Annotated in this window: 25 protein-coding genes and 1 pseudogene; 18 read left to right on the forward strand and 8 right to left on the reverse strand. The window is 41.3% G+C overall.

The features are described from left to right. Positions 1–11 precede the first annotated feature (11 nt). From gatA to ACQKMF_RS19405, 8 genes are all read left to right on the forward strand, one after another. Positions 12–1,472 carry an Asp-tRNA(Asn)/Glu-tRNA(Gln) amidotransferase subunit GatA gene (gene gatA, locus ACQKMF_RS19370; RefSeq protein ID WP_402944718.1) on the forward strand — a complete coding sequence of 487 codons (1,461 nt, stop codon included), beginning with the start codon at positions 12–14 and terminating at the stop codon, positions 1,470–1,472. Positions 1,473–1,484: 12 nt separating this feature from the next. Beyond that, positions 1,485–2,912 (forward strand): Asp-tRNA(Asn)/Glu-tRNA(Gln) amidotransferase subunit GatB, encoded by a 1,428-nt coding sequence (gene gatB, locus ACQKMF_RS19375; RefSeq protein ID WP_101225011.1) that lies wholly within the window; start codon positions 1,485–1,487, stop codon positions 2,910–2,912. 154 nt (positions 2,913–3,066) lie between these two features. Next, positions 3,067–3,609, forward strand: coding sequence for an RNA polymerase sigma factor (locus ACQKMF_RS19380; protein WP_230177948.1), 543 nt, complete (start codon positions 3,067–3,069; stop codon positions 3,607–3,609). Next, on the forward strand, positions 3,606–4,073 hold the full coding sequence (locus ACQKMF_RS19385) for a hypothetical protein (protein WP_101225009.1): 468 nt from the start codon (positions 3,606–3,608) through the stop codon (positions 4,071–4,073). The genes ACQKMF_RS19380 and ACQKMF_RS19385 overlap by 4 nt, the downstream gene beginning before the upstream one ends. Beyond that, a complete protein-coding gene (locus tag ACQKMF_RS19390; RefSeq protein ID WP_402944710.1) occupies positions 4,066–5,130 on the forward strand; it encodes a hypothetical protein in 1,065 nt (354 codons plus the stop codon). Before ACQKMF_RS19385 ends, ACQKMF_RS19390 begins: the two co-directional genes overlap by 8 nt. Continuing rightward, positions 5,127–6,053 (forward strand): LiaF transmembrane domain-containing protein, encoded by a 927-nt coding sequence (locus tag ACQKMF_RS19395; RefSeq protein WP_427574516.1) that lies wholly within the window; start codon positions 5,127–5,129, stop codon positions 6,051–6,053. The genes ACQKMF_RS19390 and ACQKMF_RS19395 overlap by 4 nt, the downstream gene beginning before the upstream one ends. A gap of 180 nt (positions 6,054–6,233) precedes the next feature. Continuing rightward, complete coding sequence (locus ACQKMF_RS19400; protein ID WP_101225006.1) at positions 6,234–7,148, forward strand: diacylglycerol kinase; 915 nt, start codon at positions 6,234–6,236, stop codon at positions 7,146–7,148. Positions 7,149–7,210: 62 nt separating this feature from the next. Further along, the gene (locus ACQKMF_RS19405) at positions 7,211–7,786 is read left to right on the forward strand and encodes a GNAT family N-acetyltransferase (RefSeq protein WP_427574518.1); all 576 of its coding nucleotides are present in this window, start codon (positions 7,211–7,213) and stop codon (positions 7,784–7,786) included. Positions 7,787–7,847: 61 nt separating this feature from the next. On the opposite strand, the gene ACQKMF_RS19410 is transcribed toward ACQKMF_RS19405, so the two are convergent. Next, positions 7,848–8,057, reverse strand: a complete 210-nt coding sequence (locus ACQKMF_RS19410; RefSeq protein WP_427574520.1) for a hypothetical protein — start codon at positions 8,055–8,057, stop codon at positions 7,848–7,850. Between the two features lie 181 nt (positions 8,058–8,238). On the opposite strand from ACQKMF_RS19410, the gene rlmD reads away from it, so the two are divergent. Together rlmD and ACQKMF_RS19420 are read left to right on the forward strand one after the other, a co-directional pair. Continuing rightward, the gene (gene rlmD, locus ACQKMF_RS19415) at positions 8,239–9,609 is read left to right on the forward strand and encodes a 23S rRNA (uracil(1939)-C(5))-methyltransferase RlmD (RefSeq protein ID WP_427574522.1); all 1,371 of its coding nucleotides are present in this window, start codon (positions 8,239–8,241) and stop codon (positions 9,607–9,609) included. Between the two features lie 331 nt (positions 9,610–9,940). Continuing rightward, a complete protein-coding gene (locus ACQKMF_RS19420) occupies positions 9,941–10,465 on the forward strand; it encodes a YitT family protein (RefSeq protein ID WP_402944701.1) in 525 nt (174 codons plus the stop codon). On the opposite strand, the gene ACQKMF_RS19425 is transcribed toward ACQKMF_RS19420, so the two are convergent. From ACQKMF_RS19425 to ACQKMF_RS19440, 4 genes are all read right to left on the reverse strand, one after another. After that, on the reverse strand, positions 10,462–11,322 hold the full coding sequence (locus tag ACQKMF_RS19425; RefSeq protein ID WP_402944698.1) for a DUF421 domain-containing protein: 861 nt from the start codon (positions 11,320–11,322) through the stop codon (positions 10,462–10,464). The genes ACQKMF_RS19420 and ACQKMF_RS19425 overlap by 4 nt on opposite strands. A gap of 30 nt (positions 11,323–11,352) precedes the next feature. Beyond that, positions 11,353–11,559 carry a DUF1657 domain-containing protein gene (locus ACQKMF_RS19430; RefSeq protein WP_101225000.1) on the reverse strand — a complete coding sequence of 69 codons (207 nt, stop codon included), beginning with the start codon at positions 11,557–11,559 and terminating at the stop codon, positions 11,353–11,355. Between the two features lie 230 nt (positions 11,560–11,789). Further along, a complete protein-coding gene (gene spoVAD, locus ACQKMF_RS19435; protein WP_427574525.1) occupies positions 11,790–12,794 on the reverse strand; it encodes a stage V sporulation protein AD in 1,005 nt (334 codons plus the stop codon). A gap of 234 nt (positions 12,795–13,028) precedes the next feature. Beyond that, entirely contained in the window at positions 13,029–13,232 is a 204-nt protein-coding gene (locus ACQKMF_RS19440; RefSeq protein WP_101224998.1) for a DUF1657 domain-containing protein, read from the reverse strand. Positions 13,233–13,725: 493 nt separating this feature from the next. Between ACQKMF_RS19440 and ACQKMF_RS19445 the strand changes: the two genes are divergently transcribed. From ACQKMF_RS19445 to ACQKMF_RS19455, 3 genes are read left to right on the forward strand one after another with little or no spacing between them, the layout of a single operon-like run. Continuing rightward, positions 13,726–13,902 (forward strand): hypothetical protein, encoded by a 177-nt coding sequence (locus tag ACQKMF_RS19445; protein ID WP_402944693.1) that lies wholly within the window; start codon positions 13,726–13,728, stop codon positions 13,900–13,902. Then, positions 13,899–15,176, forward strand: a complete 1,278-nt coding sequence (locus tag ACQKMF_RS19450) for an ammonium transporter (protein ID WP_402944690.1) — start codon at positions 13,899–13,901, stop codon at positions 15,174–15,176. Before ACQKMF_RS19445 ends, ACQKMF_RS19450 begins: the two co-directional genes overlap by 4 nt. 47 nt (positions 15,177–15,223) lie before the next feature. Next, positions 15,224–15,451, forward strand: a complete 228-nt coding sequence (locus ACQKMF_RS19455) for a group-specific protein (RefSeq protein WP_101224995.1) — start codon at positions 15,224–15,226, stop codon at positions 15,449–15,451. 345 nt (positions 15,452–15,796) lie between these two features. Here ACQKMF_RS19455 and ACQKMF_RS19460 read toward each other — a convergent pair whose 3' ends face one another. Continuing rightward, positions 15,797–16,129 (reverse strand): hypothetical protein, encoded by a 333-nt coding sequence (locus ACQKMF_RS19460; protein WP_427574747.1) that lies wholly within the window; start codon positions 16,127–16,129, stop codon positions 15,797–15,799. Positions 16,130–16,483: 354 nt separating this feature from the next. Between ACQKMF_RS19460 and ACQKMF_RS19465 the strand changes: the two genes are divergently transcribed. The 5 genes and pseudogenes from ACQKMF_RS19465 to ACQKMF_RS19485 all read left to right on the forward strand — a co-directional run bounded on the left by ACQKMF_RS19465 (position 16,484) and on the right by ACQKMF_RS19485 (position 20,921). Beyond that, positions 16,484–17,140 carry a 5-bromo-4-chloroindolyl phosphate hydrolysis family protein gene (locus ACQKMF_RS19465; protein WP_101224994.1) on the forward strand — a complete coding sequence of 219 codons (657 nt, stop codon included), beginning with the start codon at positions 16,484–16,486 and terminating at the stop codon, positions 17,138–17,140. Next, positions 17,137–18,309, forward strand: coding sequence for a toxic anion resistance protein (locus ACQKMF_RS19470; protein WP_230177941.1), 1,173 nt, complete (start codon positions 17,137–17,139; stop codon positions 18,307–18,309). The genes ACQKMF_RS19465 and ACQKMF_RS19470 overlap by 4 nt, the downstream gene beginning before the upstream one ends. 11 nt (positions 18,310–18,320) lie before the next feature. Next, the gene (locus ACQKMF_RS19475; RefSeq protein ID WP_402944682.1) at positions 18,321–18,890 is read left to right on the forward strand and encodes a nitroreductase family protein; all 570 of its coding nucleotides are present in this window, start codon (positions 18,321–18,323) and stop codon (positions 18,888–18,890) included. A gap of 621 nt (positions 18,891–19,511) precedes the next feature. Beyond that, positions 19,512–19,589: pseudogene (locus ACQKMF_RS19480) on the forward strand (SEC-C metal-binding domain-containing protein); the annotation flags it as partial. 333 nt (positions 19,590–19,922) lie between these two features. Continuing rightward, entirely contained in the window at positions 19,923–20,921 is a 999-nt protein-coding gene (locus ACQKMF_RS19485) for a S8 family peptidase (protein WP_402944675.1), read from the forward strand. Positions 20,922–20,967: 46 nt separating this feature from the next. Here ACQKMF_RS19485 and ACQKMF_RS19490 read toward each other — a convergent pair whose 3' ends face one another. Continuing rightward, the gene (locus tag ACQKMF_RS19490) at positions 20,968–21,630 is read right to left on the reverse strand and encodes a YcnI family protein (protein WP_402944672.1); all 663 of its coding nucleotides are present in this window, start codon (positions 21,628–21,630) and stop codon (positions 20,968–20,970) included. A gap of 18 nt (positions 21,631–21,648) precedes the next feature. Then, the gene (locus tag ACQKMF_RS19495) at positions 21,649–23,283 is read right to left on the reverse strand and encodes a copper resistance protein CopC (RefSeq protein ID WP_427574529.1); all 1,635 of its coding nucleotides are present in this window, start codon (positions 23,281–23,283) and stop codon (positions 21,649–21,651) included. Positions 23,284–23,483: the final 200 nt, after the last annotated feature.

Consider the following 23,483-nt stretch of genomic DNA (forward strand, 5'->3'; position numbering starts at 1 on the left):
GAGGGACAATGATGTCGTTGTTCGAACAAAAGGTTTCTGAGCTTCATGAACGCTTACATAAGAAAGAGATAAGTGTCACTGATCTTGTTAACGAATCGTATAAGCGAATCGGACAAGTAGAGAACAAGGTGAAGGCATTTTTGACACTTGATGAAGAAAACGCCCGCAATCAAGCAAAACGATTGGATGATCAATTGGTAAAAGGCGAGAACGAAGGCGCTTTATTTGGTATGCCAATCGGAGTGAAGGATAATATTGTCACTAAAAATTTGCGTACGACTTGTGCGAGCAAAATTTTGGAGAACTTTGATCCAATCTATGATGCAACCGTTGTTCAAAAGCTACAGAAAGCAGAAACGGTTACGATCGGGAAATTGAATATGGATGAGTTTGCGATGGGTTCTTCCAATGAGAACTCCGCATTTCAGGCAACACGCAACCCTTGGAACACGGAATATGTGCCAGGCGGTTCTTCGGGCGGTTCAGCTGCATCTGTCGCTTCCGGTGAAGTCCTATTCTCTTTAGGTTCCGATACGGGTGGATCGATCCGCCAACCAGCTGCCTATTGTGGAGTTGTCGGCTTAAAACCTACATATGGACGGGTTTCCCGATTCGGACTAGTAGCATTTGCGTCTTCACTGGATCAAATTGGGCCAGTTACAAGAACGGTTGAAGATAACGCCTATTTGCTTGAAGCGATTTCAGGTGTAGATCCAATGGATTCGACCTCTGCCAATGTTGACGTGCCGAATTTTGTGAATTCATTAACAGGCGATGTTAGAGGATTGAAAATAGCTGTGCCTAAGGAATATCTTGGTGAAGGCGTTGGTGAAGAAGCACGTAATTCCGTACTTGAAGCATTAAAAGTATTAGAGGGGCTTGGAGCTGAATGGGAAGAGGTATCCTTGCCGCATTCCAAATATGCTTTAGCTGCCTATTATCTGCTATCTTCATCGGAAGCTTCGGCTAACCTTTCACGTTTTGACGGTGTGCGTTACGGACACCGTACAGATAATGCAGAAACACTTATAGAAATGTATAAGCAAACCCGTGCAGAAGGATTCGGTGACGAAGTGAAACGCCGTATCATGCTTGGAACTTTCTCCTTAAGTTCAGGTTATTATGATGCTTATTATAAAAAGGCTCAAAAAGTACGTACGTTAATCAAAAAAGACTTTGAAGATGTTTTTGAAAAATACGATGTCATCGTTGGGCCGACTACACCTACGCCTGCATTTAAAATTGGTGAAAAAGTCGACGATCCATTAACGATGTATGCAAATGATATCTTGACGATTCCAGTCAATCTTGCTGGTGTACCGGGTATATCCGTGCCATGTGGATTCGCAGCGAATGGTCTTCCGCTTGGACTGCAAATGATTGGTAAGCATTTTGATGAAAGCACGATTTACCGCGCGGCTCACGCATTTGAGCAAGCAACAGATTTTCATAAACAATTTCCTAAGCTGTAAGGGGTGAAAAAAATGGACTTTGAAACGGTGATTGGTCTAGAAGTACACGTAGAATTAAAAACGGATTCTAAAATTTTCTCAGCGAGCCCAAATCATTTTGGTGCCGCTCCAAATAGTAACACGACTGTAATCGACCTAGGCTACCCAGGTGTATTGCCTGTCGTCAATAAAAAGGCTGTTGATTTTGCAATGAAGGCTGCAATTGCCCTGAATTGCGAAGTGGCGGAGATTACGAAATTCGACCGGAAAAACTACTTTTACCCGGACAATCCTAAAGCATACCAAATTTCACAATTCGATCAGCCGATCGGTGAGCATGGTTGGATTGAGATTGAGGTGGGCGGCAAGAAAAAGAAAATTGGCATTACCCGCATTCATATGGAAGAGGATGCTGGAAAGCTGACACATAAAGGGAACTATTCACTTTGTGATTATAACCGCCAAGGTACGCCTCTAGTTGAAATCGTATCCGAACCGGATATCACTTCCCCAGAAGAAGCTTATGCATATCTGGAAAAATTGAAATCCATCATTCAATACACCGGCGTTTCCGATTGTAAAATGGAAGAAGGCTCACTTCGCTGTGATGCCAACATTTCCTTGAAACCTGTCGGCCAAAAAGAATTCGGTACGAAAACCGAATTGAAAAACTTGAACTCATTCAACTTCGTCCGCAAAGGGTTGGAGCATGAAGAAATCCGCCAAGCGGAAATCTTGAATGAAGGCGGCATAATCGAACAGGAAACACGCCGGTTCGACGAAGCTACAGGCAGAACGGTACTAATGCGAATTAAGGAAGGCTCCGATGATTACCGTTACTTCCCGGAACCGGACTTATTGACAATTCATATCGATGAAGAATGGAAAGCGCGTATCGCTGCCGAGATTCCGGAACTTCCGGATGCCCGGAAAAAACGCTATGTCGAAGAATTTGGCTTACCTGAATATGATGCAGCCGTTTTAACGGTAACGAAAGAAAGTGCTGATTTCTTTGAAGCGACAGTCGCTTCAGGAGCTGATGCAAAACTGGCATCTAACTGGATCATGGGTGAGGTTTCCGCCTTCTTGAATGCAGAAGGTAAAGAGCTGCATGAAGTCAAATTGACTGCTGAATCGTTGGCTGGAATGATCAAGCTGATTGAAGATGGCACGATTTCTTCTAAAATAGCTAAAAAAGTTTTCAAAGAATTGATTGAAAACGGCGGGGATGCTGAAACGATCGTCAAGGAGAAGGGACTAGTCCAAATTTCCGATGAAGGCGCATTGCGTACAGCCGTTGAAGAAGCATTGAATAATAACCCGCAATCAATTGAAGATTTTAAGGCCGGTAAACAAAAAGCAATCGGCTTCCTTGTCGGACAGATCATGAAAGCGACAAAAGGACAAGCCAATCCACAGCTTGTTAATAAAATTTTGGTGGAAGAAATCAATAAACGTTAATATTGACCGTATCACTTTTAAAGTGGTACGGTTTTCTCTTGATTAAGAAAAGATTTTACTGTGAAAAAGCGAAAAAATTTTTGAGTTATCTGTAGGGGTAACTCCTTTTTGTGCGTCTATTACATGAATGATTAAAAGGAAAGGAGGAAGAGAAGTGACGGATGAGTTAGTTGAGAAGGTAAGGGCTGGGAATGATCATGCATTCCGAATGTTGATTGAAACATATAAACAGACGATTTATAGGACCGTCTATTCCGTCTTGCGGAATCAAAAGGATGCAGAAGATGTTACCCAGGAAGTCTTTATCAAAATCTACACCTCTCTTCCTCAATATAAGAACCAAGGTTTCAAAACCTGGATTACCCGAATTGCGGTAAATCATGCAATCGATTTAAAGAGAAAGAGGGAACGCCAAAAGGAAGAATTGCAGGAAGAACATTCATCGGAAGCTAATTTGGGCTTAACGGATGATGTCGAGGCGGTATTCTTTCTGAATGAAAGGCGAAAGCAAGTATTACGGAAGCTGAATGACCTTCCAGAGGGATATCGGGATGTTGTATATAGCTATTACATAAAGGAAAAGACATTCAAGCAAATTGCAGAGGAACAGCATATTCAAGTGAAATCTGTCGAGGTAAAGCTATATCGGGCAAGAAATTGGATGAGAAAACATTGGAAAGAGGAGGATTTTTCGTGAATCATGTTCCTGAAGCAGAATGGGTTGCATATTTGGCAGATGAAATACCAGAGGCTCTAAAAATTGAATATGAAAATCATCTATACTCCTGTGACAAGTGTTTGTCCGCCTATATGGAAGCGATGGAAAAAGAAGAAACCAGTCTGGACATCGAAGGATTTGATATTGCAGGTCCGGTCATGGACTCGATTAGCCGATTGAAAGAAGGTTCTGGTGAAGAGGCTAAACAACACCGAAAAGAGAAATCACTTCGGACGATTACAAGACATTATCTGATCGCGGCCGGGTTTACCATTTTATTGATGGCAGGCGGAGTATTTCAATCATTGACGGAATACGTGGATTCTGTGGAATCAAGCAGCGGAAGGGAAACGCAGTCCTTAACCGATGGACTTATTGATAAAACATTTAATTGGATGGACACAATCGAAAAGAAGAATAAGGAGGGGTTTAGAAATGAATAAAAGTCCGGTATTAGCTTTTTTATTATCGTTTCTGCCAGGTTTCGGACATTTTTACCTAGGAAGGAAATATAAAGGGTTATTTTATTTTCTTGCCACGGCTGGATTGGGGCTTGGAGGTCTATTTCTTTCGTTGATCAGTCAATCGGATGCATTTCTGGCTTTTTCCGTTATTGGAATGGTGTTTTATTTCATCAGTATATTTGATTTGGTGGTCACCTCACTGAGGAATCCTAAAAATGAAGAGAATGTAGGGGCCGATCAGCCGGAGACGGAAAGATTTTATGTAATCATCCTGTCATTCGTTCCAGGATTAGGGCATTTTCAGCTGGGTCTCATGAATCGGGGACTCATTTTTCTCATCGGCTTTTTAGGCCTTGGCATCATGGTTGTATTCATCAGTGTGATGACACAATTGGAAGGTCTGTTGATATTCATGGCATTATTGCCTGTTATCTGGATTTACAGCTTTTTTGATTCTGTTCAACAGCTGAATAAAAAGCAAAGAGGTGAGGAGCTTATCGATCGGACCGTTTTGGAAGACTTCGAGGAGAGAAGGGAATCCGGGAAGAAGAGTAAATCGGTCGCGACTTTACTCGCCATTTTTCCTGGTGCAGGTCACTTATATTTGGGGCTGCAAAAACGTGGAATTCAATTGATGGCCGGCTTTTTATTCGCCATTTACATACTGGATTTACTCCGGTTAGGTTTCTTCTTTTTCCTTATTCCGATTATCTGGTTTTATAGTTTTTTTGATGGATTGCAAAAAGCCTCGAAAATGGAAGAGGGACCAGTAGAAGATACGCCCATCATTTCGGGTATGGTCAATCACCAAAAATGGCTAGGATTGGGGTTGGTGGGAATTGGAATCTATTTCTTGGCCAGTAATATAATCGTCCCGGCCATTGCCCCTCATTTGGATGAATGGATTGGAAGCAACTTGGAGTATTGGTTTAGAGATTATTTTCAAAAAGGACTTGTATGCATCCTTCTCATAGGCGGGGGAATCAAACTGCTGTCGGGAAGTAAAAAAGGTAGAGCCGAGGAGGAGACTAAATGAGAACATGGAGAGTCGGAACGATTTCAATGGGGATCTCCCTGGTTGGTTTGGGTTTTGTTTTACTCGTTTCTCAAATTTCGGATATGAATTTGACGACGATTCTGCTATCGTGGTGGCCGTTGCTGTTCATTATCTTGGGTGCAGAGATTCTCTTTTATATTTATTTTTCCAGAAAAGAAAGTTCTTTTGTAAAGTATGATATTCTTAGCATTCTTTTCGTTGGATTGCTTGGAACGACGGGAATAGTTTTAATTCTGCTTACATCCAGCGGATTGTTGGATCAAGTTAGGGCTGCCGTTAATAGTGAAGAGAAAACGGTCAATTTGCCTGGTTTCAATCAAAAGGCAGGAAAGGGCATACAGAGAGTTGTCCTGGACACTGGTTCATACCCATTGACAATTGAAAGTGGTAAGGACGAAGAAGTTTCCGTTTTTGGAACATATGGTGAGCGGGTAATGGAAGATGATGATTCATTGTTGAACAAAGCGGAAGATTATTTACTTGTTGAAAGAAATGGTGATACTCTTTATATTAGCTTCAAGGATTTACCGAGTCAAAATGGACTTTTGGACAGTGGTACAAGGAATCTTAAGGCAACCCTTATAATCCCTGCTGAATTGGCAGTGGAAATTGACGGACAAAGTACCGATCTTGTCTTGAAGCCTAGAAAGCTCTTGAATGACTGGAGTGTGAAGGACAGCGGAAATCTAAGTGTAGTCCTTCAGGATAATAGTGATATCAAGATAGATGCTAGAGGGGTCGAGGAACTTGAAGGCCCCGAGAGTGGCTGGAAGATGACTGATGTGAAAAAAGGAACAAGTGATGAAGGCATTGTAAAAAAGAATGGGATATTCAATACTGGTGATGGGAAACATACTTTAATGGTTACCGATACATTTAACGTGAACGTTCAATATCCATGATTGAAATCATTTACTAGAATAAAATTGTAAAAAGCATTATAATTTTCCCTGATGCGATTTCTAGTAAAATGTAAAAGATATGGACCGAAATACGGTCCTCTTTTTTTCGAATATTGCTTTTCATGTAACGAAGGATTAAGATGTAAATTATGGAATCAATATGTATAAGGATGATGGGAAATGAAAAGAGCAAGGTTGATTTACAACCCGACTTCGGGCCGGGAAGCCATTAAGAAGAGCCTGCCAGGTGTGCTAGCAAAACTTGAAGAAGCTGGTTATGAAGCTTCTGCACATGCGACGACCGGTGCCGGGGATGCGACGAAAGCGGCTAAGATAGCGATTGAACGCGGCTATGATGTAGTTATTGCAGCAGGGGGCGACGGTACGATTTATGAGGTTGTTAATGGACTGGCCACTGCAGAGAAACGTCCGAAACTAGGAATCATTCCGACGGGAACGACCAATGATTTCGCCCGGGCGCTGCATTTACCGAAGTCGATCGAAGGAGCGGCCGAAATTATAGCCGGTGGGCATACGATGCCGGTCGATATCGGGAAAATGAACGATAAGTATTTCATCAATATTGCTGGCGGGGGCAGATTGACCGAATTGACCTACGACGTGCCAATCAAGCTGAAAACCATGCTTGGTCAGCTAGCCTACTATATTAAAGGAATTGAAATGCTTCCTTCAATTAAGCCGACGGAAGTTTCTATTGAATATGATGGAAAGCTTTTTGAAGGAGAGATCATGCTTTTCTTGGTGGCTAACACGAATTCGGTCGGCGGCTTCGAGAAACTGGCTCCTGACGCCTCTTTGAATGATGGGATGTTCACGTTGCTTATTTTGAAAAAGGCAAACCTCGCTGATATTGTCCGTGTCGCAACATTGGCAATGCGCGGTGAACATATACATGATAAAAACGTCATTTATGAAAAAGCCAATCGAATTAAAGTACATGCCAAAAAGGACATGATGCTTAACTTGGATGGGGAATTTGGCGGGATGGCCCCAGCTGAATTCGTAAATCAGTACCGCCACTTTGATGTATTCATCCCGCAAGGAATACTGCCGGATGATCCGGCAAATAAATAGGTTGAAGAGGCCACTGAATCTGGTGGCCTTTTCAGTTTAATGAAGCAAGGAGAATTACAAACATGTATATCAGGAAAGCGACACCGGAGGATGCAGAAAAGGCAGCCGTATTGACCCGGTTAGCGATTAAGGAAATTGCAGAGGTTTTGACAGGTGAAACGGAAGAAGAAAAGATACTTTCCGTTCTTGCCGATTTGTTCAGGAAAAGTGGGAATCGGGTCAGCTATGAAAATACGCTTGTCAGTGAACATGATGGACAAGTATCTGGATTGATCATTGCTTACCATGGCAAGGATGCCGAAAGCTTGGATGAACCGATAGTGAAACAATTAAGGATGAAGATGAAAGACCCAAGCGTTACGCTCGATAAGGAAGCGGAAATGAGAGACTTTTATTTGGATACAGTATCCGTCGACCCGGATTTTCAAGGAAAAGGTATTGGCAGTGCACTGATTCAATATGTTGAGGGATACGCTAAACATAAGGGATATCCAAGGGTTTCTTTGGTTGTTGAAAAGGAAAATGAAGCGGCGAATCGTCTCTATGGCAGATTGGGGTATGTGGAAATTAAAACCATTCCGATTAGCGGTCATGAATTTCGCTATATGGTAAAGGAAATAGAAGAACCTCCTGTTTAACAGGGGGTTCTTTTTACTCATTTAATATATGGCACTGTATGCGATTACATTTGCTGTCCATTCATGGCGGCCCAATCAGCGTAAGCGCCGGTGCCATTACAGCCGGGACAGTCGTGTATATCGGAAAAATGATATTCCGTAGGTACGAAGGAGCTGTATCCACGTCCGTAACAATCTGGACAGAGGCCTTTTTCCTCCATACTTGCACGATGTTTTTCCAACCTTGTAGCATTCCAGGCCGATATAGAGTTAAATAAACCCATTTCCTCACCTCATCTGTTTTTCCTTATTTTTCTTTTTTTAGTGAACTTTTATTCATGGAACTATGAAAAATCCGTAATTCCTTCCACTATATTTTTATGAAAACCAAGGTAAATTGGTGAGTGGTTTTGTGACAAGGCCTCTATTGTGGTAAAATACAGGCTAGCATAAAAAAGAAAAGAGAAGATGATATGAAAAAAACAGCACCAGTTGCTAAAAATGATATTATAGAGGTTTTATTTGAAGATTTAACACATGAAGGGGCTGGCGTCGCTAAAGTCGATGGCTACCCGATCTTTGTTCAGAGCGCCCTTCCAGGTGAAAAAGCAAAAATTAAAGTGATGAAAGCTAATAAGGGTTATGGCTTCGGCCGCTTGATGGAGATTATCGAAAACAGTCCATACCGTGTTGACGTCACGACCGAAGATTACCCTAAATACGGTGGTTGTCAGCTGCAGCATATGAGCTATGAAGGACAGTTGGAATTCAAGGAAAAGCAAGTGCGTGAAGTGATGACACGAATCGGGAAACTTGAGGATGCGAAGGTTCACCCGATCATCGGGATGGAGAACCCGACCCACTATCGCAATAAAGCGCAAGTACCTGTTGGTGAAAAGGATGGCAAGCTAATAGCTGGATTCTTCAAACCGCGGACACATGAAATTGTTGAAACGAAAGAAAGCATTATCCAAAATGAAGTGATCAATGAAGCCGTTCAAGTTGTTAAGGAGATTTTCAGTAAACTTGGTATTCCTGCTTATAATGAAGAGGCACATAAAGGTGTTTTACGGCACATCATGGCCCGTTATGGCAAGCAAACAGGCGAATTAATGATTGTTCTTGTTACAAGAACGAAAAGTATTCCTTTCATCGAAACCATCGTGAAGGAAATCGTTGAACGTCTTCCGCAAGTGAAATCCATTGTTCAAAACGTGAATTCCAAGAAAACGAATGTTATCTTAGGCGATAAAATGACTGTACTATGGGGCGACGAAGTGATTCATGATATGATCGGTGATGTGAAGTTTGCGATTTCAGCAAAATCCTTCTACCAAATCAATCCAGACCAAACGAAAGTCCTTTATGATAAAGCTCTTGAATATGCAGGGCTGACGGGTGAAGAAACGGTGATAGATGCTTATTGCGGCATTGGAACCATCTCTTTATTTTTAGCTAAAAAGGCGAAAAAAGTAATCGGTGTCGAAGTGGTCGAAGATGCGATAGAAGACGCACGCCGCAACGCTGAATTGAATGAAATCTCAAATGCAGAATTCATGGTCGGCGACGCAGGTAACGTTATTGCTGAATGGTATCAAAAGGGCAACACTGCGGATGTCATCGTTGTGGATCCGCCTCGCAAAGGTTGTGAAGAATCCCTTCTGAATACGATCATCGAGATGAAACCTAACAAAGTCGTATACGTATCATGCAACCCAGGCACTTTAGCGCGTGATCTTCATATATTGGAAGAAGGCGGATATAAAGCGGTTGATATCCAGCCTGTCGATATGTTCCCAATGACGACACATGTTGAAAATGTAGTGTTATTAGAGTTGAAATGAATGAGTGTGGCCCGGTCTAATTGACTGGGCCTACAGTTTTTTTATGGCTTGTACAATTTGGACGTTGATTTTTGTTTAAGGCACTCGTTTTCCGCGGGTCTCCCTAGACGCGCTTTTCCCTACAAACTGTGGTCCCGGTCTAAATGATCGGGACCTTTTTACCGTAATTAGTTTGAGGGGAAGGGAGGGACATTTTTTTTTTTTTTTTTTTTTTTCATGTTTATTCTTGACGCTTTGACTTGGACATATATTAAGGAATATATGGATTGGGAGGCAAGGTGATTTTATTAATTTTCAAAAAGCGGTGGCTGTAATTGTTGGTAGCTTTTTGGTGGGCATTGGAATCAATGGTTTTTTAGTTCCCCATCATTTAATAGATGGCGGCGTTATTGGGATTGCACTTATCCTTCATTATTTCTTTGGTTTTCAAACGGGGCTTTCCATGTTGATCCTTAGTATTCCTATATTTTTATATGCCTGGTACTATGAACGGCCTTTTTTCTATAGCAGCGTTCACGGATTGCTTTTGACATCCCTTTTTATGGATTGGCTTAATCCATTGAAAAAGGTCTTTTCCATTTCGATACTAACAAGCTCTTTGATTGGCGGTGCCATCATAGGGATGGGCATAGGACTCATGCTTCGATATGAGACAAGCAGCGGGGGAACGGATATGTTAGCTAAAATCATCTCAAAATCTACTTCCATGGATATTGCTTTGGCGATTATCGTCATAGATACACTAATCATTTCAGCTGCAGCATTTACCTTAGGGATCGAAATTTTTCTTTTTTCATGTGTGACGATCGTCATCATTGGACTGATCACATCGCTTATGAAAGTAAGGAATAATTAGTTCCTTAAGATATAGGCTACTTCATCTATTGCCCTTTGCAGCTTTTCGCTATTTTTGCTGAACATCTCTTTAGCTTCCTTTGATTCAGTTCCAAGGGCAAACAACTCTAAGTCCGCTTGGCATTTTTTCAAGGTCGCGAGCAAAAGAGGTTTTTCTTGAGGGGAAGGAACTTTAAGCTTATCATCATAAAGGTCCACAGTTAATTCTCCGTTAGAATTAGCTTGACCAAGAAACACATTTTCTAGGAGTACACCCAGCTTATCCAATTCAGTATGAAGCCAATTTCGGTTCAGACCAATCGTGGAAAGTGGTTCATCAAGTATGCTGCCGTCCATAATGATGGTTTGTGGCTCCTTTACTGCAGCTACAGGCAAGTTAAGGTCCTTGGCTGTTATAGGTTGATTTTGCTTCTTTAACATTACGGAAAAATCCCCGTTGGCTTCCAATAAGGCAAACTCAACTTCAGAAATATCGAAGACATCCTTTTTCCGGAGCAATCCTAACAATTCATCGATGGTATATTTCTCTTTTTTTAAATTATCTTCCATGACTTTCCCATCTTTGATTAAAACCGATGCTTTTCCTTCCACAAGATCACGGAAAGTTTTACTTTTTAAGGATATTAAACCTGCAATGAAGGGTGCTATGGCAAAAACGAGAATGGACAGTACGCCATGTATAATATTGCCCTCCACTTTTGTAGCTAATTCTGCCCCAACATTACCAATGGTTATGCCCGTTACATATTCAAAAAAGGAGAGCTGGGATAATTGTTTTTTTCCTAACACTTTAGTGATCAAAAAAAGAACAATTAAAAAGAAAAATGAACGCAAAACAATTTCTATCCAACCCGGCATTACCAAACACCTCCTGCTTGATCATGGTCATTAAAAACCTTTATATTGCGGTTCTTCCCTTTCTAACTCGCCTACGCGCTTCTGTACATCCTTAATAACTTCATTCACCACCAGCATCGTTTCATGTAAGATGCGTTTAGATTCATCGTCTTGAGTCCGGAGTGCTAAGCTGGATAAACCTGCTTCAACTCCTTTTAGGCTAGATACACATTGCTTTACATTGGAAGCTATCGTCATGCAGCATCCTCCTAATCTTTAGGTCTATGGGTCAGAACACTCCAGGCTGTTATCCCATGCACCGGTTACTTCAAACATGCGAGCGGCAACAACCGAACAATCCAGTCTTTTCCGCATCCGCTAACGCTTCCGAAACCACCTCCGCAGAATGTTCATCCGGTATGAGCAGGCGTCTGTTTGTATACTTCAAATCTTATCTGTCCCGTTACACAAGTAAATCATGGTTGTGGTTACTCATATTCAATCGATACGGCATGGGCAATGCATGGAATCGTCTCACTTTGTTGAAAGGAAAGGGGAGATAATAGAGCACCTGTAGCCACGACGAGCAATCGTTTTATTTCTCCCTTTTTCATGCGATTCAATAAGTGACCATAAACGACGGTTGCGGAACATCCTGGGCCGCTTGCCCCGGACAGGACGGGTTGACCATCCCTGTATATCATTAAACCGCAATCTTTATATTGCTCCACTTTAATCGGCGTACCATGTTTCTTAAATAATTCCAGAGAAACTTCATGTCCAATTTTCCCTAAATCCCCGGTCACTATCAGATCATAATAGGATGGGTCGAGGTTTCTTTCTCTTAAATGGGCTTCAATCGTATCCACGGCGGCCGGGGCCATGGCACCTCCCATATTGAAAGGGTCAGTGAGGCCCATGTCGATGACCCGGCCTATCGTAGCTGAAGTGACCCTTGGTCCTTCCCCGGCGCTGCTTAATAAAGCCACGCCGGCTCCTGTAACGGTCCATTGGGCTGTTGGAGGTTTCTGCCCTCCGTATTCAGTTGGGTAGCGGAATTGTTTTTCTACTGCGGCGTTATGACTTGATGCTCCTGTCAATAAATACTCTGCTCCTTTGGTATTGACAAGATAAGCACCAAGCGCCAATCCCTCCATGGAGGTGGAGCAGGCGCCAAATAAGCCGAGATAAGGCGTTCCCAGTGTTCGGCAGGCAAAACTGGTAGGTGTTATTTGATTGATAAGGTCGCCTCCAAGGAAAAATTGAATCTGTTCCTTCTGAAGACCAGCCTTTTCGATTGCTTTTGTGCTCGCTTCTTCCAATAAGACTTTATGTGCCTTTTCATAGGTATCTTGATTTATCCATAAATCGGAATGGAGAAGATCAAAATCATCCGCAAGCATACCGTCTGCTTCAAATGGACCGCCGACAGTTCCTGTGGAGACGATGACAGGCTTTTGATCAAACACCCATGTGCGATGCCCCGTAAGCATTATAAACCACCCCAATGTATGAGTATTGTCAGTGCTAAGGTAAAACCCAGTATTAACATAAATGATTCGCCAATTTGAATATATTGGTGCCGTTCCATAACAGATATAGCTGCATTACCGCCAATTCAATACACCATAAGTCCGGTAAGGACGGAAAAACGCTTGATATAGAAAAGAAATGAATGGATACAAAAAAGGGCTGGTTGCCTTAACCACCCTTTTTTATATGAATGATTATTGCTTATATTGAGGTTCCTCATTTTGAATCTCTTCAATGCGAGGAGTGATGCTGTCCACAATCGTTTGTGTTTGTTGGGCAGCTTGCTGGTACAGTTGTTTGGCTTGCTCATTATCTGTTGAAAGGGCGAAGGTTTCAAAGCTCGCTTGAGCACTTTTCAGCCCGGCTAATGTTGTTTTGACATCGTTTATTACTGTCATATATAGGACCTCCCTAGTTTATATCTTCTTGTTTAGAATAAGAAAAAAATGATTATCTATACCTTCCAATATTTATCTGGATGAGTTAACTATCTCAGTCCATTAATCAAACGTTTGATTAATGAAGGACAACAGACAAAAAGTGAGGTTAATATCATTCATTACGCAAAGTGGTTTTTATTTCTTAATTATTGACTGAATTCAGAATTATTAATATAATTAGAAAACATAACGTGACTACGTGAGGTGATATGACATTTATATTCATGATGATTTATATAGTAGAGTTGTTTTTGAAATTTCATCTGAAGAAGTTGTAAAAGGACTGCTATTCCATAAAAGCAACCAAGAGTCGGAAATTGAATCGATTAAAGGTAAAATTCATAAATATGAGCAAAAACGAAGAGCTGAGGAAGCTTGGTATCAATCCCTATCACCATTTAAACGTTTTTTTACAGGGCGTGCTCCAAGTCATCACCAGGCCGTTGAGCATTTGGTGAATGTTAAAGATAGATATAAACAAATCGAGAAAATAAAACAGAAGGTCGCTTTTTTAAATGAGATGATCGGTTTACTTGAAGCTGAACCGGAAAAACGGGAAATTAATTTACCATCAGACATCATTAAAGAAATAATGGCCTGGCAGAAAGCGGAGGGAACCCCAAGATGACTCTAGAAACGTTAAACGCTGGCTTGGATACGATTTGGGTGGTTCTGACAGCAGCCATGATTCTATTGATGGAGGGCGGGTTTGCTTTATTGGAGGCAGGGTTCGTCCGTACGAAGAATAATGTGAACATCATCATGAAGGTTTTTGCCGATATTACGATTGGAACGCTTTGCTATTTCGTCGTTGGTTTTGGCTTAATGTATGGAGCGGATGTATTTGGAATTATTGGAGCAAGCGGCTTTCTGCTGAAAGGTGATTTGTCGCATATAGACCTTACGATTTCCATCGACGCATTTTGGTTATTTCAAGGGGCATTCGTCATCGCGGTAGTTTCCATCGTTTCGGGAGCCGTTGCAGAAAGGATCAATTTTCGGGCGTATCTTATTTTTGTCGTAATGATGACGGCATTCATCTATCCGATTGCCGGTCACTGGGTATGGGGTGGTGGCTGGTTAAGTTTGTTAGGCATGCAGGACTTCGCAGGGTCAGCAGTCATACATGCACTAGGCGGTTTTTCTGCACTTGCGGCCGCCATTGTAATCGGGCCGAGAGCAGGAAAATTCACTTCACGGGGGACTAGCTCCATTTCACTGCCGAGCAATCTCCCACTGGCATCTGTTGGGGCATTTCTTTTATGGTTTGGCTGGTTTGGGTTTAATGCTGGAAGCACCTTGCAAGCTACTGATGGACGCATTGGCCATATTGCAATTGTCACGATGCTTTCAGCTGCATCAGGGGGAGCGGCAACCTTGCTTTATACACTTTTTAGATATGGACGCTCGGATGCACCTTCCGTCATCAATGGATCACTTGCAGGTCTTGTCGGGATTACGGCTGGCTGTGCATTCGTTAGTGATCTTTCGGCATTGTTGATTGGAGCAGTTTCTGGAATGTTGATGTTAGCTGCGACCAATTGGCTGGAAACCCGAAAAATTGATGACCCGGTTGGCGCCTTTCCTGTTCATGCGGCATCAGGGATGTGGGGTACGATAGCGGTAGGGCTTTTCTCCACTGAAAACGGATTGTTCGCCGGTGGGGGATGGCATTTGCTCGGAGTTCAAACATTAGGATTAGTGGTGTTATGCATCTGGGGCTTTACATTGACATGGTTCGTTTTTAAAATTATAAATGTTTGGCTGCCTATCAGATCCACTGAAGAAGAAGAAGAACTCGGATTGGATATCAGTTATCATGGCATCATGGCCACACATACCTCGCCGGAGTTCATCAAGGTCGAGGACTACTATAAGCAGGATGAAGAATTGACAAGGTAATGACTATAATACAAGATAGTATCAAGATAAGTAAGAGGTGAATTTAAATGGGTGCATGCAATCTTAATCATTCGCAGCAAGATGTCAGGCTGAAATTTGAAAGTCAAAAGAGATTTTTACCAAGCGAAATAAGTCAAACATTAGATCGATATCTGGAAAAAGGGAATTCGCAGGAAACATTGAATGAACTTTTTCATCTATTGAAGAAGTATGACTTGTCTACCCAGGAGGAACAGGAATCAAGAAACGAAAAGTTGAAACGGTTAATGTTGTAAAGGGAAAAAAACGGAGGATGACTTCCGTTTTTTTTGTTTTTTCTTATTAAACGATTTAAGGGATTGGGCGCGGGAATCTGACTCCTATTTTCTTTTTATTCGGTGCAAAAGTAATTGTAACTGCTTTTTTAAAGAAGATAGCAGGAATAACATTTAAGGCAGCGAAAACATGACTGTAAACGAAAAGGTATTCTTTTAAGAGTTTAAGTAACGCGGACAAAGGTTTAGCGGATCTTTAAAGATTTAATCAATCGTTTGATTAAATTTCATGAACTGACTACCAGGCCTTCGATAAAAGCATGGAAAAATAAAAAAGCGGGAGCCCATAATGAGCTCCTGCTATCTTTAAAAACCATCATCTGTCGCGGTGAAGGGGATGTTAAGGTTTCTTTCCACTGCCCGAAGTCTTTGATTCAGTCTGTTTAACCTATTCGTATGTCGCTGATCCGCTTGACTTAGCCTTGTGATTTCCTGGTTAATGCGGTTCACTTCACGATTTATCCGCGTGATTTCTTGGTTCTGCCGATTGAGTTCCCTCGTTTGACGCTCGTTTTGACGCTCAAGTTCCCGGATTCTTCTTTCAAGTTGTTGAGGCTGCCTTTCAATATCGAATTGGTCTGGCACATGGCTATATGGATTTTCTTGTACCTGCTGAAGGTTCCAATCTTGCTGTGGCATATAATCAAATCGTTCAGGCTGTTGGAAGTATGGGTTAAAATTTGGTTCAAAGTACTGATGATTTCCATTTTGTTGTGGATAAGGATAAAATCCGTATGAATTCATGGTCAACTCTCCTTTTTAAAATCAGGATGGATACCCTATAACTTATGTCAGTTCCGGTGAAGTGACTAGGCGTTAGCCCATATTAGCGGGAAGAAGGGGTAATTTACAGAAAAAATTTCAATAAATTTGCAGAAACCATCCGGTTCCTATATCGTTTAGGGGAGGAGAAATTCTTTTATCCAACTTGAAACCAATTCCAAGGATAATCCGTATATAAAGAAAAGAGTGTAAGTCAGGAGTGTAATGATTATGAATCGATTTCTTGCTGATTTTGTTCCGATATTGATTGCATTTCCAATGGTTTTGCCGGTTTGGATAATTAGCTATTTTGTATTGAATCAACCGTTTGCCCTGTCCGTTGTCATATCTTTAGCAGGAGGGGTGCTTGCATACTGGCTAAGTTCCGTATATTTTTCATCCAGATACCTCAAAAAACATGAATTGACGAGAAAAGAATATCAATATATAAAGAAAAATTTAACTGAAGCAAAACCAAAGATTTGGCGGGTGCAAAAAGCACTAATCTCGGTCAGGCATATCTCCTCTTTCAAACAGAGGAAAGATATGATTAAAATGATCAGGAAAATATACAGTCTGACGAAAAAAGAACCGAAGCGATTTTACCAGGCGGAACAATTTTATTACTCGCATCTGGATTCCGCCATGGAGCTTGCGGAGAAGTATGTTTTTTTAGCACAGCAGCCAAAAAAGAATAGGGAACTCGAACTCTCCTTAACTGAGACTCGTAAAACATTAAAGGAACTCACTAATACGATAGAAAAGGATTTATATAAAGTGATTGCGGATGATATCGATAACCTTAACTTCGAATTGGATGTTGCTAAGCAATCCATTAAAACGAGAAAAGAGTCACAAGTAATTGATGAAAGCAGGAGGTTAAAATGAATAACAATGATCCAAACCTGTTGAATAAAACGAACGATGCCAGTTTGATCGATGATCTTTTAGCCAATCCATTTGATGGGGTGCAGGAGGTGGAGAAAGCATCTTCACAGGAAGCGAAACCGGTTAAGCTGATTGATGTCATCCCTGAAGAGAACAGGGCAAAGGCTTATCAGCTTGCCGAACAAATCGACCCAACGAATCATCAGGCAATGATTTCCTATGGTACACCCGCCCAATCAAAGCTCCTGACCTTTTCTAATTCGATGCTTGAGCATGTCCAGAAAAAAGATGTGGGTGAAGTGGGCAACATTATCAGTGATTTAATGAAAAAGTTAAACGAGCTGAGCCCGGATGAGCTAAAACCGGATAAGCCATCATTCTTTGCGCGTATGTTCGGGAAGCTCTCGGGATCTGTACAGGAGGTACTATCCAAGTATCAAAAAACAGGGGCCCAAATTGATCGTATCAGTGTGAAACTCGATCGGAGCAAGAATATCCTGTTATCGGATATCGTAATTCTTGAAAAGCTATATGAAACGAATAAGGATTACTTTCAGGCATTGAATGTCTATATTGCAGCTGGGGAAATCAAACTAGAAGAAATTCATGGGAAAACGATTCCGGAGCTAAGGAAGTCCGCTGAATCAAGCAATGATCAAATGAAGTTTCAAGAGGTCAATGATATGCTGCAATTTGCTGAACGGTTGGATAAAAGGCTTCATGATTTGAAATTGAGTCGTGAAATCACGATTCAAAGCGCACCGCAAATCAGGCTGATCCAAAACACGAATCAGGCACTAGTCGAGAAAATCCAATCTTCGATCATGACCGCGATTCCCCTTTGGAAGAATCAGGTTGCGATTGCATTGACCCTAATCAGGCAAAGGCATGCTGTAGAAGCACAAAAACAGGTTTCCAAGACTACGAATGACTTGTTATTGAAGAACTCCGAGATGCTGAAAACGAATACCATTGAAACGGCTAAAGAAAATGAGCGCGGACTTGTCGATATCGAAACATTAAAGAAAACTCAAGCTAACTTGATTTCCACGCTTGAGGAAACAATGCGGATTCAAGAAGAAGGCAGGCATAAACGCAGGCAAGCCGAACAGGAATTGGCATCAATGGAAAATGAGCTGAAACAGAAACTATTAGAGATAAAGGGATAAGGGGAGATAAAATGGAAACTATCGAAGCTATAAAAACGAGACGAAGCATTGGAATCGTAAAGCAAGATCCGGTACCTAAGGAAATGATCGAGCGAATCATCGAAGCCGGAACGTATGCACCCAATCATCATCGAACGGAACCTTGGCGTTTTTTTGTATTGACTGGAGAAGGAAGAAATAAACTTGGCCAGGTATTCGAAGAAATCACAAGAATTGAAAATGCTGATGATACCCCTGAAAATTTAATCAGCAAGCTCGAACGGCAAAAAAAGAATCCATTAAGGGCTCCAGTCATCATCGCAGTGGGCATAGAGCCTAGTGATAAGAATAATGTCCTTGTGACAGAAGAATATGCGGCAGTGAACAGTGCCATCCAAAATATGCTTCTTGCAGCACATTCTCTAGGTCTGGGAGCAGTATGGAGAACGGGGAAAATAACGTATCATGAAAAGGTCCGTGAATTTTTCAATTTATCCTCTAAGGGAGAGGTATTGGCTTTCATATACTTGGGCTATCCTGACATGGAGCCGAAACCTGCCAAGAGAACATCGATTGATGAATTGACCACATGGATCGGATGAAAGATTGAGGGAGCTGCATCAGTTTATAGATACTGATGCAGCTTTTTTATTGCCTTCAATAAGGCTTCCTTAAATCTGCATTTAATGAAGGGGATTTGGCTTTGCCAAGCTTCGTTTCAAGTGACGATTGATGAATTAGGTTGTACAATACATAGGAAGAATAAATTTTGATGAATTAGGATGTGTCTATAGATGAGAACGATTGATCCATTTGAGATACTCGATGGAAAAGCGATAAAATATTTGGATGTATTTGGCGTTGAGGATGGCATTGCCTTAAAGAGTAAGTACGAAGATAAATCGTATTGGATATATGATTATTATTGCATGCATCAAACTTGTGATTGCCAGGAAGTATACCTTGAATTCGTTGAGGAGCTTAAAGGCAATAAACAGGCGGGACAGCATTTTGGAGTGAGGGTTTCTTTCGGGGATAATCAATTTGTCCTGGAGGATTATAATATTTCCAAGCAAAAGGCGATGGATATCGCGGAAGATACGCTGAAGTACAGTAAAGATGTAATGGAATTATTTAAACAGCGGTATCAGCAAATGAAGGAAAAAGGCACGCAAATTATCACGGAAAGTGCTAAGGCAGCTAAAATGCCGCATGTTCATGCAGAACCAGTCATTGGCAGAAATGAGCCTTGTCCATGCGGAAGCGGGAAAAAATACAAAAAATGCTGCGGTGCAGCTTAACATTTTGGAAGCTGACTCGATTCGGAGTCGCTTCTTTTTTAATTGGAAAAGCGCATGCTTGCAAAAAAACTGAATAATGAATAAAAAAATGTGGTATTTATCGAACGTTTGTTCTATAATGAGAGTGCCAGATAATAACATAAAAAGAAATAAAAACTAGTTATTTAGACGGAATTTTCCGAAAACTTCTTTTTTATTTTCATAAATCTGGTATATATAAGAGAGAAGAGTTTTTTGATCTCATCTCTTTCAACGGTAGACGGCAACCAGACGGGATGAAAATCCCCACACTGATGACAGTTTAACTTATTGAACGAAGGAAGGGGTAATCAAATGACAAGAGAAAAAAGATTAATACCTTACAAAGTTCTAGAAGTAATGGAAACGGTGAAAGAGAAGATTCCTGAGGGTGTCGAGCTTGTGAAAGCACCGGCGATTTGGGAAAAAAGCAATTATGGTGAGGGCGTGGTAGTTGCCGTCATCGATACAGGCATTGACAAGGGACATCCAGACCTCAAGGAAAGAATCATTGGCGGGAAGGATTTTACCAGTACCGGGGATTATCAAGATGATAACGGGCATGGGACACATGTTAGCGGTACGGTTGTAGCTGCCATTAATAATGCCGGTGTAGTGGGAGTGGCTCCGAAAGCAAGCATATTAGCGTTAAAGGCCCTAAATGGTCAAGGACAAGGCGATATAGATTGGATTAATGGGGCTCTAGAGTATGCAATCAATTGGCGGGGACCTAATGAAGAAAAGGTTTCGGTTATTTCACTTTCACTTGGCGGACCTCCGGATGAGACTGAACACAAACTCATTCAAAAGGCCCTTCAGAACGATATCCTTGTAGTTTGTGCAGCCGGAAATAGCGGTGATGGGCGTCATGAAACGGATGAATTGGATTATCCAGGAGCATATCCCGAGGTAGTGGAAGTCGGAGCTGTGGATTTAAGCAGAAATTTAGCGGATTTTTCAAATACAAATGATGAAATTGACTTGGTGGCGCCAGGGGTTGATATTCTCTCTACGTATCCAGGCAATAAATATGCGAGGTTGAGCGGAACGTCAATGGCTACGCCCCATGTAAGCGGTGCAGCAGCTCTCTTGAAAGTGATTGCTGAAAAGGAATTTGAGCGCAATTTAACTGAAGCGGAATTATATGCACAGCTGGTGAAAAGTACGGAAGATCTGGGAATAAGCAAAAAAGCACAGGGAAATGGATTGCTTAACTTAACGATAACGGACCAAAGAGCTGAAAAATCGATTAAGATTACGATAGAATCAGAGAACCTTAAGTTACCGAGTAAATCGGTTGTCATGGAATATTAGAAAAGAAAAAGGTGCCTCAAGAAATTGGGGCACCCTTCCATAATGATTATTTTTTATTTTTCCTTAGAGCTGCTAAAAGCGCTACAATGGAAAGAATTAGTGATATGACAGCCAGGGTGATGATCAGCGTTTGGTTGCTATCATCTTCTGTTGTTGCTGACTCCTTTGAATTGTCAGTTGTCGTGGAATCATTAGTGTCAGCTTCATCTTTGTGACCATGGTTCGCTGGTTCTGCACTATCATTAGGCACAACCGTAATTTCCGTTACAGAATGCGGTAGGTCTGAGCCTTCTTCACCGCTCCATTCAACAATTTCACCATCTTCGTAATATTGAAATGCATCCCAGGCAACTTTCGTTTCTTCTTTAGGATTTTGTGCTACGAAAGAGAATTGCTGGAATTGTCCTGCTCCGATACCTTCATCAGTTGCTGCCCAAGTTACCGTTTTTACATGCCCATCTTTGTCACCTTCTGTAGTTACTTTCCATCCCGGTACAGGCTGATAGCTCTCAAAAGTAACCCCTTCAGGAACTTTTAAAGTCACCTTTGTAGTGGCAGCTTCTTTTTCGACGGGTACTTTGAGTGTATAAGTTTCCCACGCCTCAGGGGCAGATGAACTAGGCTTGACTGTAACGTGAGCATACGCTGAACCGGAAAAAATGAATAGTGCAGCAAATGTAAAAATAAGAAGCTTTGAAATGTTCTTCATTAGTATTAATTCCTCCTGTTATGAATTTCCTATGAAAATTATAAAATCAGCATTGATTGAATCCAGGCTTTCAGTTAATCCGTGAACATGGATACTCCACTTTCCTGGCATGGTTAATATAGACTTTGATGTAAATGTACCTGTGTTTTTCTCCTTCATCTGCAGCTTTATTTCACCATTTGGCGTATCCAATGACTGCATTGTGATTGTAAGCTGCTCTATTTCAGCAATTGGCTTGCCTTCATTGGAAAGGTTTACTTGAATCAGGTTATCCCCTACTTCATTGGGGGTCACCATTAATGTAACCTCATTATTTTCTTCAGTCAGTAACGTCTTTTCAATGGGCCCGGGAGAAGACATGGCAGTTTGGACATTTGTCAATAGAGCTGCAACGACAAGTATGACGATCCCTAAACCAAACTCCATTCCCACACTATAACCAAGTTTTTTCGTTTGCTTTTTCCCTCGGAGAAAATGAAAGCCTCCTAAAACGATCATGACTAACATGAGACCGATTTTCGCTAGTAACAATTGGCCATATGTTGTGTTAAACAATGAATGGATAGTCTGTACATGCTGTAAACTGCTATATATCCCACTGACAATCAGTATGATTACAAACAGAAATGACCATTTTGAAAACCTGGAAATGATCGACCAGTAAAACGTTCTCTTATCTTCTTGGACTGCCTGACGATTGGCTAGCCCAGGCAAAATTACCAATAAGGCCATAATGCCGCCGAGCCATAAAGCCATGGATAATAAATGAAGGAAATCCATCAAAACGGCCAGGACCTGATTAGGAACGGCTGCTGTATGTCCAGTTAAAGCCTTACAAATCATCAAGCAGGCAATTATGATGAAAGAAAGGTAAGGTAGTGATTTATTCAGGGTGTTCTCGAGCATGAAATAAATCACTAAAAATAGAAGCAGCAATATCAGAATTTCAATGATCCAGACCGATCCAAAGTTTGTAGCATTCAATACTTCTTTTATATAACTAACTTTAAATGCATCAGTCCAACCCACGCCAGCATCAAGCGTAACTTTTAAAGGCAGACTGCAGAAGATGGAAAATGCTAAACCTGCATATGAACTCCAAAGGTATAGACGAGTTCTTTTGCTAGCTTCAAAAAGTCGAGAATCCTTCATTAACGATAATCTGAAAAAAAGGATTCCGGTTAGGGCAGCGAAGCATATGTATTGAAGACTTTGCAGGATTACATTGATGGAATTCGGAAAACTTGCATTTACTTCGGAATTTTCTTGGCCTGAAAGACCAGCTGAATCTCCGAATTGAAAGGGTATTGTTCCTTCGATGGGATGGCCATCACTCGAAACCACTCTCCATTTAATGTAGTAAATCCCTTCATCGATAGTGTCCTTCCACTTAGCTTCCAGTACTTTTTCACTTTGTTCCGAGATTGCACTGTCTTGGATTTGAATTTTGTCCCCATCTTGGCTGAATACCTCAAGCGAATGGAAAGCTGGCTGGATATTCTCACTGAATTGAATGCTGATTTTTTCAGGAAGAGCATCCATTGCTTCATTCGGGCTAGGATTAGAGCTTATTATTGTAGCATGACCAAAAGCCATTGCTGGGTTTAAAAGCAAAACGAACAGGCTGACTATCAGCCAAAAATATTTTTTCATCTTGGTGTGCCATCATCCTTTCATCAGATTATGTAAGTTTATTATAAAAGGAAAATGTGAAAAAACAGTGAAAATAAATTAGTTATCTAAAGGCAGTTTAAGAGGTTCACTAGAAAGGTGATAACAATATGGTTAGATGACCTGCCTCCCTCCATCCATTATAACCATAGTATTGGTTGGGGATTCCGCTTTGCACCAAA

This window comes from Peribacillus sp. NPDC101480 (genome assembly GCF_050277335.1).
Taxonomy (GTDB): domain Bacteria; phylum Bacillota; class Bacilli; order Bacillales; family DSM-1321; genus Peribacillus.

Coding starts and splice junctions, on each gene's coding strand:
- gatA (WP_402944718.1), top strand. CDS start 12: ATGTCGTTGTTCGAACAAAAGGTTTCTGAGCTTCATGAACGCTTACAT.
- gatB (WP_101225011.1), top strand. CDS start 1,485: ATGGACTTTGAAACGGTGATTGGTCTAGAAGTACACGTAGAATTAAAA.
- ACQKMF_RS19390 (WP_402944710.1), top strand. CDS start 4,066: ATGAATAAAAGTCCGGTATTAGCTTTTTTATTATCGTTTCTGCCAGGT.
- ACQKMF_RS19395 (WP_427574516.1), top strand. CDS start 5,127: ATGAGAACATGGAGAGTCGGAACGATTTCAATGGGGATCTCCCTGGTT.
- ACQKMF_RS19400 (WP_101225006.1), top strand. CDS start 6,234: ATGAAAAGAGCAAGGTTGATTTACAACCCGACTTCGGGCCGGGAAGCC.
- ACQKMF_RS19405 (WP_427574518.1), top strand. CDS start 7,211: ATGTATATCAGGAAAGCGACACCGGAGGATGCAGAAAAGGCAGCCGTA.
- rlmD (WP_427574522.1), top strand. CDS start 8,239: ATGAAAAAAACAGCACCAGTTGCTAAAAATGATATTATAGAGGTTTTA.
- ACQKMF_RS19425 (WP_402944698.1), bottom strand. CDS start 11,322: ATGCCGGGTTGGATAGAAATTGTTTTGCGTTCATTTTTCTTTTTAATT.
- ACQKMF_RS19430 (WP_101225000.1), bottom strand. CDS start 11,559: ATGACGATAGCTTCCAATGTAAAGCAATGTGTATCTAGCCTAAAAGGA.
- spoVAD (WP_427574525.1), bottom strand. CDS start 12,794: ATGCTTACGGGGCATCGCACATGGGTGTTTGATCAAAAGCCTGTCATC.
- ACQKMF_RS19440 (WP_101224998.1), bottom strand. CDS start 13,232: ATGACAGTAATAAACGATGTCAAAACAACATTAGCCGGGCTGAAAAGT.
- ACQKMF_RS19450 (WP_402944690.1), top strand. CDS start 13,899: ATGACTCTAGAAACGTTAAACGCTGGCTTGGATACGATTTGGGTGGTT.
- ACQKMF_RS19455 (WP_101224995.1), top strand. CDS start 15,224: ATGGGTGCATGCAATCTTAATCATTCGCAGCAAGATGTCAGGCTGAAA.
- ACQKMF_RS19460 (WP_427574747.1), bottom strand. CDS start 16,129: ATGCCACAGCAAGATTGGAACCTTCAGCAGGTACAAGAAAATCCATAT.
- ACQKMF_RS19465 (WP_101224994.1), top strand. CDS start 16,484: ATGAATCGATTTCTTGCTGATTTTGTTCCGATATTGATTGCATTTCCA.
- ACQKMF_RS19470 (WP_230177941.1), top strand. CDS start 17,137: ATGAATAACAATGATCCAAACCTGTTGAATAAAACGAACGATGCCAGT.
- ACQKMF_RS19475 (WP_402944682.1), top strand. CDS start 18,321: ATGGAAACTATCGAAGCTATAAAAACGAGACGAAGCATTGGAATCGTA.
- ACQKMF_RS19485 (WP_402944675.1), top strand. CDS start 19,923: ATGACAAGAGAAAAAAGATTAATACCTTACAAAGTTCTAGAAGTAATG.
- ACQKMF_RS19490 (WP_402944672.1), bottom strand. CDS start 21,630: ATGAAGAACATTTCAAAGCTTCTTATTTTTACATTTGCTGCACTATTC.
- ACQKMF_RS19495 (WP_427574529.1), bottom strand. CDS start 23,283: ATGAAAAAATATTTTTGGCTGATAGTCAGCCTGTTCGTTTTGCTTTTA.